This is a genomic window from Psychrobium sp. 1_MG-2023, assembly GCF_030689115.1.
Lineage (GTDB): Bacteria > Pseudomonadota > Gammaproteobacteria > Enterobacterales > Psychrobiaceae > Psychrobium.
On sequence record NZ_JAUYVJ010000031.1, the window covers coordinates 1 to 18,646 of the forward strand.

An 18,646-nucleotide genomic window follows, 5' to 3' on the forward strand; every position below is an offset into this window, starting at 1 on the left:
TGGTGCCGACACCAAGAGTCGAACTCGGGACCTACTGATTACAAGTCAGTTGCTCTACCAACTGAGCTATGTCGGCGCACCTTTAAAACGATTGTTGCTTGCACCGTTTATTTTCCAAAGGAATATAAATGGTGCCTCGACCCGGAATCGAACCAGGGACACGAGGATTTTCAATCCTCTGCTCTACCGACTGAGCTATCGAGGCAACGGCGGCTATTAAATAGATTTTAGCGGTTTAAGTCAACTAATATTTTATAAAAAAGGCAACAATTCTATTAGTTGCTTGAATTGTATTCGCCTTGACTAACTTGTGCTTAAAATATCAGCTGAATTTAACATTTTGAGTTATTTTTGTTCAGGTACGTAGCCATCAATTTGAACGTCTTCGCCGTCAAATAAAAAGGCGACCATGTTCTTTTCTAATAAAGCACGATCTTCAGGGCTCATTAAATTGAGTTTTTTCTCATTGATTAGCATTGTTTGTTTAGACATCCAGCGAGCCCATGCTTCCTTAGAGATATTATCAAATACCTTTTTACCTAATTCACCTGGTAAGGTTTGAAAGTCTAGGCCTTCGGCTTCTTTGTTTAAGTGGGTGCAAAATATGGTACGAGCCACGTTAATATCCTCTAATTATTTACTGATTTGTTGCAACAGTGTTTGTGTGATTGCCGCTAAGCCGACTTCGGGTGGGTTAACTAAGTTATACCAGAGGCTACTATTAGCATCCATCACAACATTATCGCTGGGTTGTACCAATAATAAATGATATGGCGTGATATCTAAATGGTAATGGCTAAATGTATGCCTAATTTGTGGTAATTTTTTTAATACGCCGCCAAATGATTGCTGCTCTAACCAAGCATCAAGGCTTTCTCGAGAATTAAATTCCGGAAAACAGTATAAACCACCCCAGATCCCCTGAGGTGGGCGCTGAATTAAATGTGCTTCTTCTGTTGTATGAATAATCAGCATATTAGTTGTTTTAACGGGAGTGGTTTTCTTTGGCTTAGAGTGAGGTAGCTCGCTAGTCCGCCCATCACTAAAAGCGATACAAGTTGAGTTGACTGGGCAAGCTTCGCAGTTTGGTTTGCTGCGGCTACAGTGTGAGGCCCCTAAGTCCATCATTGCTTGATTATAAAAGCGTGTATCGGTCGTTGGAGTTAGCTCACGGCTAACGCGCCATAACTCTTTTTCAACCTTTGAAACACCATACCAGCCCTCAATCGCAAAATGACGCGCTAATACACGTTTTACATTACCATCTAAAATGGCGTGAGGTTGATTAAGTGATAGAGATAATACCGCACCAGCAGTAGATGGCCCAATTCCGGGCAGGGCAACCACTTGTTCTATATCCGTAGGAAATTCACCTTGGTATTGATCGCGAACAATTTGAGCAGTCTTATGTAAGTTGCGTGCTCGTGCATAATAGCCTAGACCTGTCCATAGATGTAACACTTCATCTTGAGGTGCGTTGGCAAGGTCAGTAATAGTCGGGAATTTATCCATAAAGCGCTGGTAATATGGAATGACTGTGGCTACTTGAGTTTGCTGAAGCATTATTTCAGAAACCCAAACTCTGTAAGGGGTTTTGTCCTGTTGCCATGGTAACGTTTTGCGACCGTGTATATGATACCAATCAACAATGCGCTGAGAAAATGAAGGTAATGACATAAAGCTAACTCTAAAACTGTCTTAATACTATTGATGATCGAGCAGTGTACTAGTGCCATAATTAATAGCAACCAGTGAGAGCCCGAAAGCGGGATTGCGCTAATTATTTAAACAAAGCCACATTATTTAGCCGAATAAGCCAATATATATTGACTATTTTCACTACAACGTATAAAAATGCCGCCGATTGAATACTAGCTGACACTCTTTATAAAGGTTGCCAAATTATGACTAAGCAAGATAGCGCCGAAACCATCGCACAAAAACAAAAAGATGGTGTTTATATTCGTACAATAAAAAGTTTTGTTAAACGCGAAGGCCGTTTAACCAAAGGGCAAGAGGCTGCGTTAGAGCAATTATGGCCAACCATGGGCTTAGAGCATAAAGATGGTTTGATTGACTTTAAAGAGGTTTTTGGTAATGACAACCCCGTTGTTGCTGAAATAGGTTTTGGCATGGGTAAGTCGTTAGTTGAAATGGCTAAGGCTGCACCCGAGAAAAACTTTATTGGTATTGAAGTACATACCCCTGGTGTTGGTGCTTGTCTAATGGAAGCCGGTGAGCAGGGCGTCACAAACCTACGCGTATATTGTCATGATGCAATCGAAATCCTTGCTGATTGTATTCCAGCAAACAGCCTGTCATGTATGCAGTTATTTTTTGCTGATCCATGGCATAAGGCACGCCATCATAAACGTCGTATCGTACAGCCATTATTCGCGCAAAATGTACGTAGCAGCTTAATGGTTGGTGGTATCTTTCATTTAGCGACAGATTGGGAAAATTATGCTGAGCATATGGTCGAGGTATTGAGTGTGGCCCAAGGCTATAAAAATATCGCTACGGATGGTGATTACATTGAGCGCCCAGCTCATCGCCCGTTAACTAAGTTTGAAGCGCGTGGTCACCGTTTAGGTCATGGCGTTTGGGATTTGATGTATCAACGCGTTAGTTAATAAATCTGACTAATAAAACAATTATTCTATAGATTAAGCTACAATACTTAATTACCGTAAATATAAAGGAAATACCATGAAAGATAATGCAAAACGTAATCGCCGTATTCGTAAGAAGCTTCGCGTTGATGAATTTCAAGAGTTAGGTTTTGAAGTGAGCTGGAACTTTGCTTCTGGCACTGATAACGCACAAATTGATACTGTTATTGATGGTTTGATTAACGATGTTATCGAAGTGAACGGTTTAGGCTTTGCTGGTGGTGGTGACCTTGAGTGGGAAGGACTAATCTGCACTCAAATGCTAGGTAAATGTACTGACGAGCAGCGCGAAGCTGTGAAAGTATACTTGGAAGGCAAAGGCATGGAAAACGTTCAAGTAACACCTTTATTTGATCTTTGGTGGGGTTAATTTTTTAACCTCTACAATGTGGTCAATATCACCACTTTAGAATGATATTGACCTATATCTTTTGTTACTCCTTCTCAGTTTTTATCTATCTCTTTGATTTTAATGCTTTATCTTATCTTGGCATCGCCTTTGCTCTTATCATGTCATATTACTAAATGATACTTAGATAGGACTGTATTATGAAAACTAAATTAGCTATTGCCGCTGCAGCATTTTTAACAACTTCAACTCTATCGATGTCAGCGTTCGCGCATGATGTTGGCTATTCATCTGACCGTAGTTGTGAAGTTAATCTAGAACAAAGTGTCAAGGTGACACCAGCTTATATTCAAGTACTAGATGGTGAGAAGTCATTATTTCGAATTACTGAAGACGCAAAGCTATACAGCCAAGGTAAGTTAATTCATTTAGATGCTGAGCAACAAGCCATTGTTAATGAGTATCACGATTTAGTGCAAGAGCTTGCACCTCAAGTGGCTGAACTAGTCGCTGAAGGTTTAGCGTTAGCACAGACTACGATTACCGAAGTGTTCGAAAACCTTTTTGAGGGTGAGACGGAACTACAAGGAAAGATAGAATCGATTGTCGAAAAATTTGAACAGCGCTTAGCGCCGATGATGAACACAGCAGATGGTGAGTATTATTTATCTAAAGAGCAAATGGATGTCGCTGGAAATGATTTAGGCCAAGAAATTGAGAGTGAGGTTGAATCATTAATCAGAGAGTCTAGTGGCCATATGTTAATGTTATTAGGCAAGTTATTAACTCAAGGTGAAAATGGTATGCAAGACTTTGAACAAAAAATGGAAAGCTTTGGTGAGCGTATCGAGGCTCAAGGTAAAGAGCTTGAGTTACAAGCTGAGCAGATGTGTGCCAAGATTGAGCGTTTAGAGCAAGTGGAAACTAAGATGCAGCAAAAAATCCCTGCAATTGCGGACTTTAATTTAGTGTCGACCCAGCACATTTAATAACTGAGTAATTTGTTTCCAAACCACTTAAATCAAGCATACCTTATTACCGAAAGGAATAAGGTATGCTTTTTATCGCTTATTAGGTTTTTCTTATATGATAAAGTACGCATGTTGAAAGTGGTGAGTATATGTTGTGGGTTCAGATTGGTGGAAAAGTTTTATCAACTTAAGTGTAGTTGATGATATCGAGCACAAAAGAAAAAAATTGATACTTTACACCGTAAGCTATGCTGGCAGTATCATGATGTTAATTTTTGCTTCTAAACACACTTTCAGTAATGATCGATTACTATTCTGGTTACTCGTCTTAACATCTGTTGTTATCTGTCTCAATTCTGCTTTTTCTTCTTGTTATAAAAAATTCCAACATTGTTGTTATTCCGGGTTCAGCTGTATTGCATTTTTTATTTTATGTCTAGTCTATAGCGGGGGAGAAAGTAATACAGCGCTTTATTGGACTTACCCCTTTCCACTAATATTCTTCGTCTTATTAAACTGCTGCGCGGGGCTATTGGCGAATATTGTCGTATTCGGTTTAGTATTTTTTCTATTAGAAAACCAACATTTAATCATTGCTGAATATAGAGAGGAGGAAGTTGCAAGGTTTCAAGCATCAATGTTTGTCACTATTGTTGCTGCGTTTATAACAGAGTTTTTCCGTGGCCAAAGTCAAAATGAATTAGCGCAAGTTAGCATTGAGAAGAATCATCAAGCGAATACTGATCCACTAACTAAGATCCCTAACCGACGCTTCCTAATTAATTCCTACCTCCCCTTATTACAGCAAAATGAAGAAAGCTTATTTCCTGTTGCAGTGATTGCTACTGATATCGATTTCTTTAAGCGGGTGAATGACCAGTATGGACATGTCGTTGGTGATGATGTTATTTGCCATGTCGTTAAAGTCATTAAAAGTAATTTACGAAACGGTGACGTAATAGCAAGAGTGGGTGGTGAGGAGTTTATGATTCTATTACCTAATACCGAATATGACTCAGCGGTATCCATTGGCCAAAAATTGAATCGTGTATTGCACTACTCACCTTTCGTCTTGGATGAGCAGGATATCAATATTACAATCAGTTTAGGAGTCACGTTAGCAAATAGGCCTGATGAGTTATCTAAAGCTGCAAGTGATGCAGATAAATTACTTTATCAAGCCAAATCAAACGGGCGCAATAGGGTTGAGTCAAAATTAGAGAGCTAATCTTGGCATAAAGAGTCTGCTTGCTGTTGTAGTTTATTACTAAATTCGTTTGCTGTGATTGGCTTTGAGAACAAATATCCTTGACCAAAGTCACACCCGAATTCTGTTAATAACTGTTGCTGCTCTTTAGTTTCAATACCTTCTGCTACTATCTGCATCCCCAAACTTTTAGCCATGGTAATAATCGCCTGACATAATGCTGACTCTTTAGAGTGTCGAGTGAGATCATTAACGAAGCTTCGGTCGATTTTTAAATAATCGATATCAAATTTCTTTAAGTATGATAGTGATGAGTAACCGGTACCAAAATCATCTAGAGAGATTGGTGTCCCTTGCTCTCTAAAGTTACGTAACGTATCTAGCAGTGACGCATTTGACTCCATCAATAAGCTTTCAGTTAACTCTATCGTTAATAATTTACTATCAACTTGATTGAAAGCTAAATGTTGATGCCATTTCTGGGGGGTTATTGAACCGCTATGGTACTGGATCGGGGATGTGTTAACGGCGACCTGAAAACCAGGATGGTAATCTTGCCATTGCTTAACTTGGCTTACAGCCTGTTTGAATACCCATTCACCAATATTATTAATTAAACCAGTCTCTTCTGCAATCGAGATAAATTCAACTGGGCTAACGATACCTCGTTCAGGGTGTCGCCAACGAACGAGTGCTTCTGCCTTAACAATCTTTAATGTTTCTAGCGATACAATTGGCTGGTAAACAACGAATAGCTGATTTTTTTCAATTGCATGACGTAAATCGTTAGTAAGAGCCATCCTATCTAGCGCATCAGATTGTAAAGAAGGGGTAAAAAATTGATAATTATTACGACCTAATGTTTTCGCATGGTACATTGCTTGATCGGCATTCTTGAGTAATTGCACGTCATTATCACTATCGGAAGGGCTAAATGTGATACCGATACTAGTACTGATATAAAGTGATTGGTTGTTGATTTGAAATGGGGTCGACAACGCGACTAAGATACTTTGAGCTATACGCTCAATATCATTTACATGCTCTAATTCACTGATAATGATAGTGAACTCATCCCCTCCTAGTCGTGCAACCATATCGACATCACGCACACATTGCTTTAATCGTAGAGCAACCTTAATCAGTAGTTTGTCGCCAAAATCATGACCTAATGAGTCATTAATCTCTTTAAAACGATCAAGGTCTAAAAACAATAATGCAATGAGTTTTTGGCTACGTTGACTCTTTTTTATTTCAAACGCTAGTCGCTCTTTAAACATTAAGCGATTTGGTAAGTTAGTCAGGGTATCAAAGTTAGCCTGCAGCCAAATGTTTTCTTCGGCGAGTTTCCGCTCTGTTATGTCTCTAAAGCTCCAAAAGCGGCCTAGAAAACTTTTGTCATCATGAAACAGAGGGGCAGAAAAGCGTTCAAAGGTACGGCCGTCTTTTAGCTGTATTTCGGCAAAACTTTGCATCTTTGGGTTATTGTTATGCAAACGGACTGTAGCTAAAAACTCTTGAGCATTATTAAGCTGGCGTACCATAGAGTAGATGATCTTCCACGTATCTTTTGGAGTAAATGTATCCCCTTGTAAACCCCACAGTTTCCTTAATTGTTTGTTGACGTTAACAAGATCCCCATTAGCGTCGAAAGTCATGATGCCATCAATTGATGCTTGCTGCTGGGTGCGCAATATACTATTCATAAAACGCATCTCATGTGCTGAGTTTTGTCGTTCACGAAGCAATGATGAGATATGCAGTAATAAAATAGCAATGACAACAACCAAGAGAATAGCCGAGACAATATAAATTACTTTTGTTCGATTGTTTTCTTCGCGTTGATACAGGAAACCTTTAAAGTCGTAATTAGGTTTTATCAGCCCTAACTCTTCATAGGTTTTAGCAATATTTTGCCAGCGTTTTTTATTGGATGTACCAATCTCTAGTAGTTGAGGTTGAATTAGGTAACCGAGCTGTTTCGCCTCATAAAGCAGGCTTTCAATATTTCGCTTACTTTGATACTTGTTATGGATAAGCTGAGCAATTTCGGCAGGGTTTTCCATAGCATAAGTCCAGCCCTTTATACTTGCCTCCATAAAACGCTTTGCTCGCTGCGGGTGCTGTTCTAGTTCATATTTACTAGTAAAAATATTATCGCCATAAAAGTTAACACCATAGTTTCTAGCGGTGTGAAGGTCAAAATCAACGCCTTGTTTTGTTAGTTTAAAAGGGCTATTGGTGATATAAGCTGAAAGTGCGTCAAGCTTTCCCGTGGTGAAATCGGACAAAGTATAACTTTGTGTTGGGACGTGATATTTATCCACACCAGCTCTTTTTAACATCATTAAAAGTTCGTGTGAGTTTTTCGATAGTCCGATAGTTTTATGGTTTAAGGAAGAGAGAGATACTCCCCTAGGGGTGACAAGAACAAAAGGGGAATGTTGGAAAATAACCGCTAACATAACAACGGGTAAGCCTTTGCTATGCTTAATTAAAAGCTCTGAGCCTCCCACACCATAATTAGCATCACCTGATAATACTGCATCGGTTGCGCTATCGCCAATTTTTGCTGGTTCAATGTGGACATCCAGACCAACTTCTTGATAATAACCTTGTTCTTTGGCGGCGTAGTAACCTGCAAATTGAAATTGATGTTCAAACTTTAGCTGTAACGTTACTTTGTCCAACTCCCTCGTATTGCCATTATCGTTTGCTACAGAAGGGAAATGCAACAAGAGCAATAATGCACTAAAAATGGACCAAGCTCTTCTTTTTATTAATAATCTCATCTTGCAAACCAATGGGAACACGTCGCCGATAATATAAACATAAAATAGACACAATTCTATATTTATTCACTATAAGTTAATAAATTCGCATTATTAAAGTTAAATATCTAATCCTTTGTGATTTTATTCTTATATTAAGTTATTGTAGAAATAATAGGATTGTACAATAGTCGATGATGCTTGGAAGTGCAGTTCGATTTAGGTCGAGCTATAATATTTAAAGCATTAATAAAGAGCTAATATATGAAAAATTTTATGATTCGAGTCAGTATGTTTGTAATGTTGAGCGTTATGTCCGTCAATTCACACGCTGCTGAAGAGTCGTCTAGTGCGTTGTATCGCGTTGAGAGGGTTCAACAAGTTTTACGATTAATTGACCCTAAATGTATCGAAGATAAGCAACAGACCTGCGATAAAACAAAACATTGGCGAGTTTATTTCAAGGCGCTTAGCGTTGAAGTGCCACGTCAAGAGTACCAAAAGCTAGTTGATGCGAATCCGCCCCAAGAAGGTAGTATCCATCAGTTAACCATAAAAAAAGCTGAGTAAAAACTCAGCTTTTTTATTCTATTACTCTGTAACAAGATTATTTTTTAGTCTTGATATAAGCATTGATCTGTTGTTCTAGGATATACAGCGGAACAGGTCCATTTTTTAGAATAATGTCATGAAATTCACGGATAGAGAATTTTTCACCTAACTGTTCTTTAGCATGCTCTCTTAATGACAAGATTTTTATCATACCAATTTTATATGCGGTGGCTTGCGACGGCATTACAATATATCGCTCAATGGCTTTAATCACATCACCTTGAGGGTTTGGCGTATTTTGGGCAAGATAGTCAATCGCTTGTTCTCTAGTCCAACGCTTTTCATGTAAGCCTGTATCGACGACTAGGCGGCAGGCACGCCATAGTTCCATCGCTAAACGACCAAAGTCAGAATATGGGTCTTGATAGAAGCCGATTTCTTTCGGTAGTAGTTCAGTGTAAAGACCCCATCCCTCAGAGTAGGCGGTGTAGTGACCAAACTTTCTAAACTTTGGAATGTTTTCTAATTCCATTGAAATCGCTAGTTGCATGTGATGACCTGGAATACCTTCATGGAAAGCTAAGGCTTCCATTTGATATTTTGGCATATTTTTCATGTCATATAGATTGGCATAGTACGTGCCTGGGCGAGAGCCATCTGGCGCTGGGCGGTTATAGAACGCCTTACCAGCTGACTTTTCACGGAATGCTTCAACACGTTTAACTTCAAGATCCGCTTTGGGCTTTACAATAAACAGTTCATCTAATCGCTCACGCATTTGGTCGATAAAACCTGTTGCTTGTGAGAGATAGGCTAGACGTCCTTCTTCGGTGTTCTCAAAATAGAACTGCTCATCGGTACGCATAAAGGCAAAGAATTCATTTAAATCACCTTTAAATCCAACTTTATGCATAATTTCACGCATTTCATTATGAATACGAGTGACTTCATTTAAGCCTAGCTCATGGATTTCATTGGCTGACATGTCTGTTGTGGTGGTATTTTGTAAAGCGCGTTTATAGAAATCAGCACCTTGTGGTAATTTCCATGCACCATCATCGTAAGTTGCACGTGACTGTTGTTCACGTAAATAACTAATTAGCGTGCTATAACCTGGTTTTACATTCGCTAATAGTGCCTGCTTAGCTTTATCCTCTAGTGCTTTTAATTCAGAGTTCGGTAAATCTAAACCGCTAATCTTCTTTTTGAAGTCAGCGAGTAATGGACTATCCTTACCAGCATTAAAAGGCTGACCTTTGATGATATTCACAGAGTCATTGATGACATAGTCAAAGACAAAGTGAGGTGCCATAATACCTTTCTCTTCGCGTATTCTTAAAGACTCTGTTACTTGTAGCATTAATGGCTTTAAGCCATTTAAACGAGCAATATATGCATGAGCATCAGCAACATCAGTAATGCGGTGCGCATTAATTAAAAAGCTAACTGCTTGTGAATGCATGCCATACATTTGGTTTACTGGGTAGTTATGAAAACGCCACTGATGATCATTAATGTCATCATTTAATCTGTTTTTAAATAAGGTATAGCTTAATTTAGTTTGTGTATCTAGATACTCTGGGTTAATTAAGCTTAAACGAGCAAGATCAGCTATATTTTTTTTATGGTTTTGCTGCGCTTGGGCATCACTTATATCATCCCATTTATCGTAATCTTGCTTAATGCCCATGTAGGTTTGACCCATAGGGCTAGCCATTAGGTTCTCTTGATATATTTCATCAAATAACTGATTAGCTTTTTTAGACTCGCTTATTACGCGTGCGCTATCTACTGTTGACTTTAGATTGGCCGGATCAGTTAATGACTGTTGCAATGGCTCTGCTGCAGAGGCTGATTCGTAAGTCGGTTTGTGGCTACAACCACCAATAAATAGAGCGCCCGTGGTTAAGGCAAGTAAAGTTTTATTTATTTTATTCATACTCATTACTTCTGTGTGTTCTTCGTTGGGTGCCCAATGCACAAACTTTTAGTACCTAAAAGGCTACATAAATATATTTAATAACTCGTTCAAAAAACGTTGCCCTAAAGGAGTCACTTGCCAGTGTGTTGAGCTTTGCTCAATTAATCCTTTCGTTATGGCTTGTTCTAACTGAACGCGAATGATGCTTTCATTTAGTCCGGTATAATCAATAAAGTCCTGCCGAGGGCATGGCTCGGTTAATCTAAAGCGGTTCATAAAAAACTCTAACGGCAAGTCTTCATCTGCGGTAGACCATTGTCTAAATATATACTGATTTTCACAATCAAGATAACCCTTTGGGTGTTTAATCTTTTCATGACGCACAATACTATTGGTTTTTAAACAAGTAACCTTCGAGTGGGCACCACAGCCAATACCGAGGTAATCACCAAAGCGCCAGTAATTGAGATTATGAAAACATTGATAATCAGGCTTAGAAAAGGCTGAAATTTCATATTGCTGATACCCAGCATCAGTAAGCGCTTGTTTTCCCGCTTCGTAGATGTCCGCTAAAGTGTCATCATCTGGAATAGTTGGTGGCTTAGAGTGAAACTGCGTATTTGGCTCTATGGTTAATTGATACCACGATAAATGAGGCGGATTCAGGGCAATTGCTTGATTTAAATCGACGAGAGCATCGCTGACATTTTGTTGTGGCAAAGAGTGCATTAGGTCGATATTAAATGATTTTAACCCGAGAGTATTCGCTTGCTTTGCTGCGTTAATTGCTTCGTTATGATCATGAATACGACCTAGAATTGTCAATTTATCTTCTTGAAAAGATTGAACTCCAATTGAAATTCGGTTGACTCCCGCCTGTTGAAACAATGCAAACTTGCCACTTTCTACTGTGCCTGGATTAGCTTCCATCGTTACTTCAAGGTCATCTCGACACGGGATCAGCCGTTTTACCTGATCCAATAGGCGCTTCATTTGTTTTGGGTCTAATAAACTAGGAGTACCACCACCAATAAAAATAGATTGTAAAGTACGCCCTTGTACCCAGTGCAAGTCATTAGCTAAGTCTTCGAGAAGCGCATCGACGTACTGAACGTGAGGTATTTCACCTTTTTGCGCATGCGAATTAAAGTCGCAGTAAGGACACTTTTGTACACACCAAGGGATATGGATGTATAAGCTTAATGGCGGCAGTGATAACGTATTTGTTACCGTTGAGCTGTGTGTCATTTACTGCTCAACCTTTAGTTGAGATAGTTCGGTTGTCAGCTGAGGTAATAAAGCCGCGAGCGCTTTTCCTCGATGGCTGAGTTTATTCTTTTGCTCTTTTGATAGTTCTGCGCTGGTGCAATTACTTTCGGGTGCATAAAACACGGGATCGTAGCCAAACCCATCGCGGCCACTTTGCTCAGTAGTAATAGTTCCATCCCAAAAACCTTGGCAAATTAGTGGCGTAGGATCATGTTCATGGCGCATGTAAACTAAGACACAGACAAACCTTGCTTGGCGCAGCTCAGTCGGTACTGTTGCCATTTCTACTAGTAATTTATCGATGTTCGATTGATCCGTGGCACCTTCACCGCTAAAGCGAGCTGAATAAATACCTGGAGCCCCCTTTAACGCACGCACTTCTAAGCCTGAGTCATCAGCAATCGCAGGTTTTCCTGTTAACTTTGCGGCATGGCGTGCTTTGATAATTGCATTTTCGATAAAAGTTGTGCCAGTTTCAGGCACGTCAGGAACATTAAATGCGCTTTGTGCGACAATTTCCACGTTCAATGGGGCGAGCATGTTGGCTAGCTCTTTTACTTTACCTTGATTGCCAGTGGCTAAGACGATTTGAGACATGAGTGTTAAGACCTAGTGTAATTAAGTAGTTTTTTAAAAGAAATATCGAGCACAAAGGGCTCGATATTAAATGTTTCTGCTTAGTTCAATGTAAGTTTATTGGTCAGCGTAAAATTGTTGTTTGAAGCTAACACGGCTATTTAAGCCATCTTTATTCGAGCTATTGATCTGAATCGTGAAACGCTCTTCATTACGAAACGGCAGTTCCGCAATATAATAAATTGCATTTCCTTCGATAACCTCTTTAAACGTTAATTGGCGAGTGTTGCCCGTTAGGTTAACGGCTTTACCAGTAATATTAGCTTTAACCGCTGGGTTACCATCGATGAGAGTATCAAGAACTGAAATATTAACGAAGGCATTATAACGAGAGCGTTTAATGTTATAAGCCATTGCGACTTGCGGTGTTAAAAATGTGCTTGATAATGCCATGTAATGAACTTGATAACGCCCAGATTGTTGAAATTGGCCACCTTGAGTTTGACTGTTGGCGAAGCTTTGGGTGCTAATTAATGATAAAGAAAGTAATGAAATAAATAGAAATAGCGTGCGTAGGGTAGCCATGGTAAATATCCTCAATAAGTATGAATTAAGTATATCTTTTAATTGTAATAGAATCAGTAGTAGTCGGTAGTTTTATTGTTGAAAAATGTATTAATGCCAACCCAATTCATAATCTGAACATTTTTGTCGCCTTTAACAATGATAGCTTTATTAGTTTCTGTCTGTGCAAATGCCTATATTGACTAAAGATTGTCTACTCTTGTTAGAAACTCGAGCATATTATTAATGGTGTTGATAAAAAAAGCGCTAAACCAAAATGGGTTAGCGCTTAGATTTAATTTAGGGGGGGGGGCTTATAAGCTAAACCAAATAGGGCCAATGACTGGGGTTAATAGATCCCCAATTAAGATATTGATAAAGTTTAGGCCGATGAAGACGACTAGCATTGATAAGTCTAAACCGCCCATTGCAGGAAGAATTCGTCGAACAGGCGCTAATAGCGGTTCAGTCAATTGAGCCATGACATATTCAACGGGATGGCCACCTTGACTAACCCAACTTAAAATAGCGCGAATTAATAATATCCAAAACAATAAAACGCCAGCTTTTTTTATCGCCATTAAGATGCCTAGAATAGGTAAAACAACCCAGTTTAGCGCTTCCCCTTGAACCAGAGATAGCACGGCAAACTTACCGATGGCAATGATGAAGGCTAATGCTACGCCTGCCATATCAATCCCAAAAACACCAGGAATGATACGACGCAAAGGGACAAGGATTGGATTTGTTGCTTTAACGATAAATTGGCTTAATGGGTTATAGAAGTCAGCCTTGGCAAGCTGTAACCACACTCGTAAAATGACGATCATTAAATAGGTATTAAAAGCAACGTCAATAAGAAAAGTTAATGCATTCATGCGAATATTTATTCCCTAAAAGTTAAAATTGGCTAGCCATTTCTTGAGCACGCTCGACAGCATTTTTCATTGCTTTATCAACCGTCTCGTCTAGCTTTTGTTGTTTAAATGTCTCGATGGCCGCATGAGTGGTACCGCCTTTCGAAGTCACTTGTTTGCGTAGTTCAGATAGTTCTAAATGATTGTTGTGGCGAACCATTTGGGCGGCACCTAAAGCTGACTGCTGGATTAAAAGGCGGGCCTCTTCACCGCTAAGCCCCATTGATACTGCGCTTTGCTGCATATACTCCATAAATAAAAAGAAGTAAGCAGGTGAGCTGCCACTACAGGCAATCACTGTATCAATGTGTGTCTCTTCATCAACCCATAATATTTCACCAACACTACGAATAATCTGTTCGCTGATCGCTCGATCATCTTGATTAATCGCCGAGCCAGCATATAAGCCGCTCATGCCTAGACCTAATAATGATGGTGTATTTGGCATGCAACGAACGAGGCGAATAGGGTGGTTAAAGTAGGCTTGATAACGTTCACTTAAAATGCCAGCAGCGATGGTAATAAATAATTTATCCGCTAGAGCATCATTAGTGATGTCTTGACAAACCTTTGCCATAATTTGAGGTTTCACTGCTAATACAACAATATCAGCCCATGCTACGGCTTCGTCATTATTATTAGTGGTTAAAATACCGAAATCTTGCTGCAGCTTATCTAGTTTATCTTGGCTAGGGTTGGCTGCCATTATCAGTGAGCCAGGGTAATGCTGGGTCACTAAGCCACTAATGATGCTGCGAGACATATTGCCTGCACCGATAAACGCAATTTTTTGTTGTTCCATTGAGTTATTCACTTTTAAACATGATTGTTAAATAGAGGAAAGTTTAAATCCGCTGACCAAAAATAGCGCTGCCAATACGAACCATGGTCGAACCATGAGCAATTGCAGGCTCAATATCAGCGCTCATCCCCATTGATAATGTGTCTACTGTAGCAAATTCTTTTTTTAGCGTCTCAAAAAGCTGATTCATTTGTTTAAATTGTTGCTCAGTTACCTGTGGATCTGTACTTTTTTGACCAATTGTCATCAGCCCACGAAGGGTAAGGTTCGGCATATTGTCAATAGCTTGGGCTAAAACTGGTACTTCGTTTACGGTGATGCCAGACTTGCTTTGTTCACCACTAATGTTGACCTGAATACAGACATTAAGAGGTTTACAGCCTTGTGGGCGTTGTTCATTCAGGCGTTTCGCTATTTTTAATCGGTCGATGGTATGAACCCAGTCAAAATGTTCAGCAACAGGCCGGGTTTTGTTGGATTGTAATGGGCCAATAAAATGCCAGATTAATGAACTATCATTAAAGTGAATGATTTTATCAACTCCTTCTTGGACATAGTTTTCACCAAAATGGCGTTGACCAGCAGTGATTGCTTGAGAAATATCAGAAACAGGCTTTGTTTTACTAACCGCTAATAAATCGACCGATTGAGGCGAGCGAGCGTACTTTTTTTCGTTTGTTCTTATTGTCTTAATTGCTGAATTTAATTGTTCTGTTATGGTAGTCATATATTTTAAATAAATTAAGTTGAAGGTTTTTATGGATATTACAGAGTTACTTGCCTTTAGTGTAAAGCATGACGCGTCGGATTTGCACCTTTCTGCAGGTGTTCCACCAATGATACGCGTTGACGGTGAAGTACGTAAACTTAATGTACCGCCACTTGATCATAAAGAAGTTCATAGTTTGATTTACGATATTATGGACGATAAACAGCGTAAAGATTATGAAGAACATTTAGAGTGTGATTTCTCTTTCGAAGTACCGAATATGGCACGTTTTAGGGTTAATGCTTTTGTTCAAAATCGCGGCGCTGGTGCCGTATTTAGAACCATTCCTAGTGAAGTCTTAACGTTAGATAAAATTAACGCACCGCAAATTTTTCGTCAAATCTCAGAGAAGCCGCGTGGTTTAGTTTTAGTGACAGGGCCTACTGGTTCAGGTAAATCAACGACATTAGCGGCAATGATTGATTATATTAATGAATCGAGACGTGAGCATATCTTAACCATTGAAGATCCTATTGAATTTGTTCATCAGAATAAACAATGTTTAATCAATCAACGTGAAGTTCATCGTGATACCCACGGATTTGAAAATGCACTGCGTAGCGCATTACGTGAAGATCCTGATGTTATTTTAGTTGGTGAGATGCGTGATTTAGAAACAATTCGTTTAGCCTTAACGGCTGCTGAAACGGGTCACTTAGTCTTTGGTACTCTACACACGACCTCTGCTTCAAAAACGATTGACCGTATAGTGGACGTATTCCCAGCGGCTGAAAAAGATATGGTTCGAACGATGCTTTCAGAGTCACTGCAAGCGGTAATCTCACAAACACTGGTTAAAAAAATTGGTGGTGGTCGAGTTGCTGCCCACGAAATTATGGTGGGGACACCAGCGATTAGAAACTTGATTCGTGAAGCGAAAGTGGCACAAATGTACTCTGCTATTCAAACGGGTATGGCATTTGGTATGCAGACATTAGATCAATCGTTATCAAATCTAGTTAATAGTGGTGATATTACCCGTCAGGATGCTGAGCAAAAAGGCTCAGGCAAGCAGTCAATTTAGAGAATGTTATGAAAATTACAGAGTATTTAAGAACGCTGGTTGAACAAGAGGGCTCGGATTTATTTATCTCTGCTAATGCGAGCCCGAGTATTAAAGCTCATGGTGAAATCGTTCCAATCAGCTCGGAGTCGCTTACAGAAGAAGATACATTGAATATTGTTTATGGTGCAATGAACGATAAGCAACGTGCTGAATTCGATGACACAAGAGAGTGCAATTATGCATTAGCTATTGATGATGTCGGCCGCTTTAGGATCAGTGCTTTTTGGCAGCGCAATATGGCTGGGTTGGTTGCTCGTCGTATTGAAACTGAAATACCAGAAATGGATGCATTGAAGCTTCCTGCGGTACTTAAAGATGTGATTATGAGTAAACGCGGTTTAGTGATTATGGTTGGTGCAACTGGCACTGGTAAATCGACCTCGCTTGCTGCAATGATTGGCTATCGAAATCGGCACTCAAAGGGGCACATTTTAACCGTTGAAGACCCTATTGAGTTTGTTCACGAGCATCGTAAAAGCATCGTTAATCAGCGTGAAGTTGGAGTGGATACAGAGTCTTTTGAAGCTGGCCTTAAATCGGCGTTGCGTCAAGCACCTGACGTCGTGTTATTAGGTGAGATCCGTTCCCGTGAGACCATGGAGTATGCGTTAACATTTGCTGAAACCGGTCATTTATGTGTCGCAACATTACATGCTAATAACGCTAACCAGGCATTAGAGCGTATTATGCATCTCGTGCCCAAAGAAAAGCATCAGCAATTACTGTTTGATTTATCACTTAACTTACGCGGTATTGTTGCGCAGCAATTAGTTCCTGTGAAAAACGGCAAAGGGCGCCGAGCAGCGATTGAAGTGATGCTTAACTCTGCGCGTGTATCTGACTTGATTGCCAAAGGTGAGTTGCATTCATTGAAAGAAACCATGTCAAAGTCGAATGAACTGGGTATGCAGACATTCGACCAAGCATTATTTAATCTATATCAACAAGGTGAAATCAGTTATGCCGATGCGTTGCATCATGCTGATTCACCAAATGATTTACGCTTGATGATTAAATTACAAGGCGGTAAAGATATTGACGTCGGTCTTTTAGATGATGTTACATTAGACTTAGACTAATCGTTAGCTATACTTAACGTATAGGCGTTGGGCGTTCACTGTAGTTGTCTTGTACAATAAGGTTTGCGCTCAATGCCCATTATCTTGATGTTGGATGCAATATTCTTTGTTATTCTTCGTACTGGCTAGTAAACCAACTTTCTAAAATCAGCACTGCTGAAACACTATCTATCTTTCCTTTTGTTAATTTTTTATAGCCCCCCAGCTCGAATAGCCGCTCCTTGGCTTCTGCTGTCGTTAATCGTTCGTCATGACCAGTAGCTGATAATTTAAACCGGGCATAGAGTCGTTTTGCAAATTTACGGGCTCGTAGGGTTATTTCTTGATCTGAACCGTCCATGTTTGTTGGGAAACCAACCACAAATTGGCTTGGTTGCCACTCTTGTACTAATTTATCAAGGTCGTCCCAATTTGGGATACCGTTGGTTGCTTTAATTGCTGCTAATGGGCTAGCTGTTCCCGTTATTTGTTGCCCGACAGCAACTCCGATACTTTTTACGCCATAATCAAAGGCAATAATACATGTCATACAATTTTACTTTTCTTAAACGTAGCTGTTTTCAGATGCTTTACCATTAGCAATGACCACTTTGTGATGTGAGTTGCCAAACGTCAAAACCGAGCTTTTTCGTGGCTTTTTCCCAGCGCTGTTCTACGGGGGTTTTAAAGATTACATCCGCATCAGCCTGGATAGTTAACCAAGTGTTATCTGCTAACTCTTGTTCTAATTGCCCTTTGGTCCAGCTTGCATAACCTAGTGTAATAATAAAATCGTCGGGAGCTGAAGTTGTGCCGATGACTTCTAAGATATCTTTTGACGTGGTAAGCATAATTTGCTCTGATATCTTTTGGCTGCTGTTCCAAGGTAGTTGAGGGGAGTGAAGCACAAATCCTCGCTCTTGTTCAACAGGACCGCCGTTAAAAACTTGTTTGTTTAATGTGGTTTGTGGATCGGTTTCATTGGGGTACTCTAATTTATCGAGTAACTGGCTGACGCTTAACTGTGAGATGGGCTGATTAACGATCAAGCCCATAGCTCCGTCTTCATCATGTTCACAAAGATAGATAACGCTTCGTTGAAAGTAAGGGTCATCTAAATTTGGCATTGCTATTAGTAAATGGTTTTGTAAGCTTCCCATTGTGTTTGATCCTTAGTTATTG

General features: G+C 39.7%; 19 protein-coding genes and 2 tRNA genes. 7 read left to right on the forward strand and 14 right to left on the reverse strand.

All coding sequences use genetic code 11. The annotated features are described in order from the left end of the window. The 4 genes from Q8W26_RS14490 to mutY all read right to left on the reverse strand — a co-directional run bounded on the left by Q8W26_RS14490 (position 1) and on the right by mutY (position 1,677). Positions 1 to 76: transfer RNA gene (locus Q8W26_RS14490), tRNA-Thr, on the reverse strand. A 53-nt stretch (positions 77 to 129) separates the two neighbouring features. After that, positions 130 to 205: transfer RNA gene (locus Q8W26_RS14495), tRNA-Phe, on the reverse strand. A 140-nt stretch (positions 206 to 345) separates the two neighbouring features. Next, positions 346 to 618, reverse strand: coding sequence for an oxidative damage protection protein (locus Q8W26_RS14500; RefSeq protein WP_101214907.1), 273 nt, complete (start codon positions 616 to 618; stop codon positions 346 to 348). A gap of 15 nt (positions 619 to 633) precedes the next feature. Beyond that, positions 634 to 1,677: an A/G-specific adenine glycosylase gene (mutY, locus tag Q8W26_RS14505; protein ID WP_101214906.1), complete on the reverse strand. Its 1,044-nt coding sequence runs from the start codon at positions 1,675 to 1,677 to the stop codon at positions 634 to 636. A 227-nt stretch (positions 1,678 to 1,904) separates the two neighbouring features. Here mutY and trmB point away from each other — a divergent pair, with 227 nt between their 5' ends. The 4 genes from trmB (at position 1,905) to Q8W26_RS14525 (ending at position 5,220) form a co-directional block, all read left to right on the forward strand. Further along, positions 1,905 to 2,633, forward strand: coding sequence for a tRNA (guanosine(46)-N7)-methyltransferase TrmB (trmB, locus tag Q8W26_RS14510; RefSeq protein WP_101214905.1), 729 nt, complete (start codon positions 1,905 to 1,907; stop codon positions 2,631 to 2,633). A 76-nt stretch (positions 2,634 to 2,709) separates the two neighbouring features. Further along, the gene (locus tag Q8W26_RS14515) at positions 2,710 to 3,042 is read left to right on the forward strand and encodes a YggL family protein (protein ID WP_101214904.1); all 333 of its coding nucleotides are present in this window, start codon (positions 2,710 to 2,712) and stop codon (positions 3,040 to 3,042) included. Positions 3,043 to 3,221: 179 nt separating this feature from the next. Further along, complete coding sequence (locus Q8W26_RS14520) at positions 3,222 to 4,010, forward strand: DUF2884 family protein (protein ID WP_101214903.1); 789 nt, start codon at positions 3,222 to 3,224, stop codon at positions 4,008 to 4,010. A gap of 514 nt (positions 4,011 to 4,524) precedes the next feature. Beyond that, entirely contained in the window at positions 4,525 to 5,220 is a 696-nt protein-coding gene (locus Q8W26_RS14525) for a GGDEF domain-containing protein (RefSeq protein ID WP_305473682.1), read from the forward strand. Here the strand turns inward: Q8W26_RS14525 and Q8W26_RS14530 are convergent. After that, positions 5,217 to 7,991 (reverse strand): EAL domain-containing protein, encoded by a 2,775-nt coding sequence (locus Q8W26_RS14530; RefSeq protein ID WP_101214901.1) that lies wholly within the window; start codon positions 7,989 to 7,991, stop codon positions 5,217 to 5,219. The two genes, Q8W26_RS14525 and Q8W26_RS14530, sit on opposite strands and share 4 nt — an antisense overlap. Positions 7,992 to 8,234: 243 nt before the next feature. On the opposite strand from Q8W26_RS14530, the gene Q8W26_RS14535 reads away from it, so the two are divergent. Next, positions 8,235 to 8,540 (forward strand): hypothetical protein, encoded by a 306-nt coding sequence (locus Q8W26_RS14535; RefSeq protein WP_101214900.1) that lies wholly within the window; start codon positions 8,235 to 8,237, stop codon positions 8,538 to 8,540. 37 nt (positions 8,541 to 8,577) lie between these two features. On the opposite strand, the gene Q8W26_RS14540 is transcribed toward Q8W26_RS14535, so the two are convergent. The 7 genes from Q8W26_RS14540 to Q8W26_RS14570 form a co-directional block, all read right to left on the reverse strand. Beyond that, positions 8,578 to 10,461 (reverse strand): DUF885 family protein, encoded by a 1,884-nt coding sequence (locus Q8W26_RS14540; protein ID WP_101214899.1) that lies wholly within the window; start codon positions 10,459 to 10,461, stop codon positions 8,578 to 8,580. A 63-nt stretch (positions 10,462 to 10,524) separates the two neighbouring features. After that, positions 10,525 to 11,691, reverse strand: coding sequence for a radical SAM family heme chaperone HemW (hemW, locus tag Q8W26_RS14545; protein WP_101214898.1), 1,167 nt, complete (start codon positions 11,689 to 11,691; stop codon positions 10,525 to 10,527). Continuing rightward, the gene (locus tag Q8W26_RS14550; RefSeq protein WP_101214897.1) at positions 11,692 to 12,309 is read right to left on the reverse strand and encodes an XTP/dITP diphosphatase; all 618 of its coding nucleotides are present in this window, start codon (positions 12,307 to 12,309) and stop codon (positions 11,692 to 11,694) included. It lies immediately after the preceding gene. A 96-nt stretch (positions 12,310 to 12,405) separates the two neighbouring features. Beyond that, positions 12,406 to 12,873 carry a DUF4426 domain-containing protein gene (locus tag Q8W26_RS14555; RefSeq protein ID WP_101214896.1) on the reverse strand — a complete coding sequence of 156 codons (468 nt, stop codon included), beginning with the start codon at positions 12,871 to 12,873 and terminating at the stop codon, positions 12,406 to 12,408. A 293-nt stretch (positions 12,874 to 13,166) separates the two neighbouring features. Then, entirely contained in the window at positions 13,167 to 13,730 is a 564-nt protein-coding gene (locus Q8W26_RS14560; RefSeq protein ID WP_101214895.1) for a YggT family protein, read from the reverse strand. Between the two features lie 22 nt (positions 13,731 to 13,752). Continuing rightward, positions 13,753 to 14,571, reverse strand: a complete 819-nt coding sequence (gene proC, locus Q8W26_RS14565) for a pyrroline-5-carboxylate reductase (protein WP_101214894.1) — start codon at positions 14,569 to 14,571, stop codon at positions 13,753 to 13,755. Positions 14,572 to 14,614: 43 nt separating this feature from the next. Continuing rightward, a complete protein-coding gene (locus Q8W26_RS14570) occupies positions 14,615 to 15,298 on the reverse strand; it encodes a YggS family pyridoxal phosphate-dependent enzyme (protein ID WP_101214893.1) in 684 nt (227 codons plus the stop codon). A 31-nt stretch (positions 15,299 to 15,329) separates the two neighbouring features. Between Q8W26_RS14570 and Q8W26_RS14575 the strand changes: the two genes are divergently transcribed. Both Q8W26_RS14575 and Q8W26_RS14580 read left to right on the forward strand, forming a co-directional pair. Next, positions 15,330 to 16,364: a type IV pilus twitching motility protein PilT gene (locus Q8W26_RS14575; protein ID WP_101214892.1), complete on the forward strand. Its 1,035-nt coding sequence runs from the start codon at positions 15,330 to 15,332 to the stop codon at positions 16,362 to 16,364. Positions 16,365 to 16,372: 8 nt separating this feature from the next. Continuing rightward, positions 16,373 to 17,485, forward strand: a complete 1,113-nt coding sequence (locus tag Q8W26_RS14580) for a PilT/PilU family type 4a pilus ATPase (protein ID WP_101214891.1) — start codon at positions 16,373 to 16,375, stop codon at positions 17,483 to 17,485. A 109-nt stretch (positions 17,486 to 17,594) separates the two neighbouring features. Here Q8W26_RS14580 and ruvX read toward each other — a convergent pair whose 3' ends face one another. Both ruvX and Q8W26_RS14590 read right to left on the reverse strand, forming a co-directional pair. After that, positions 17,595 to 18,014 carry a Holliday junction resolvase RuvX gene (ruvX, locus tag Q8W26_RS14585; RefSeq protein ID WP_101214890.1) on the reverse strand — a complete coding sequence of 140 codons (420 nt, stop codon included), beginning with the start codon at positions 18,012 to 18,014 and terminating at the stop codon, positions 17,595 to 17,597. A gap of 46 nt (positions 18,015 to 18,060) precedes the next feature. Then, positions 18,061 to 18,624: a YqgE/AlgH family protein gene (locus Q8W26_RS14590; RefSeq protein WP_101214889.1), complete on the reverse strand. Its 564-nt coding sequence runs from the start codon at positions 18,622 to 18,624 to the stop codon at positions 18,061 to 18,063. Between the last annotated feature and the right edge of the window lie 22 nt (positions 18,625 to 18,646).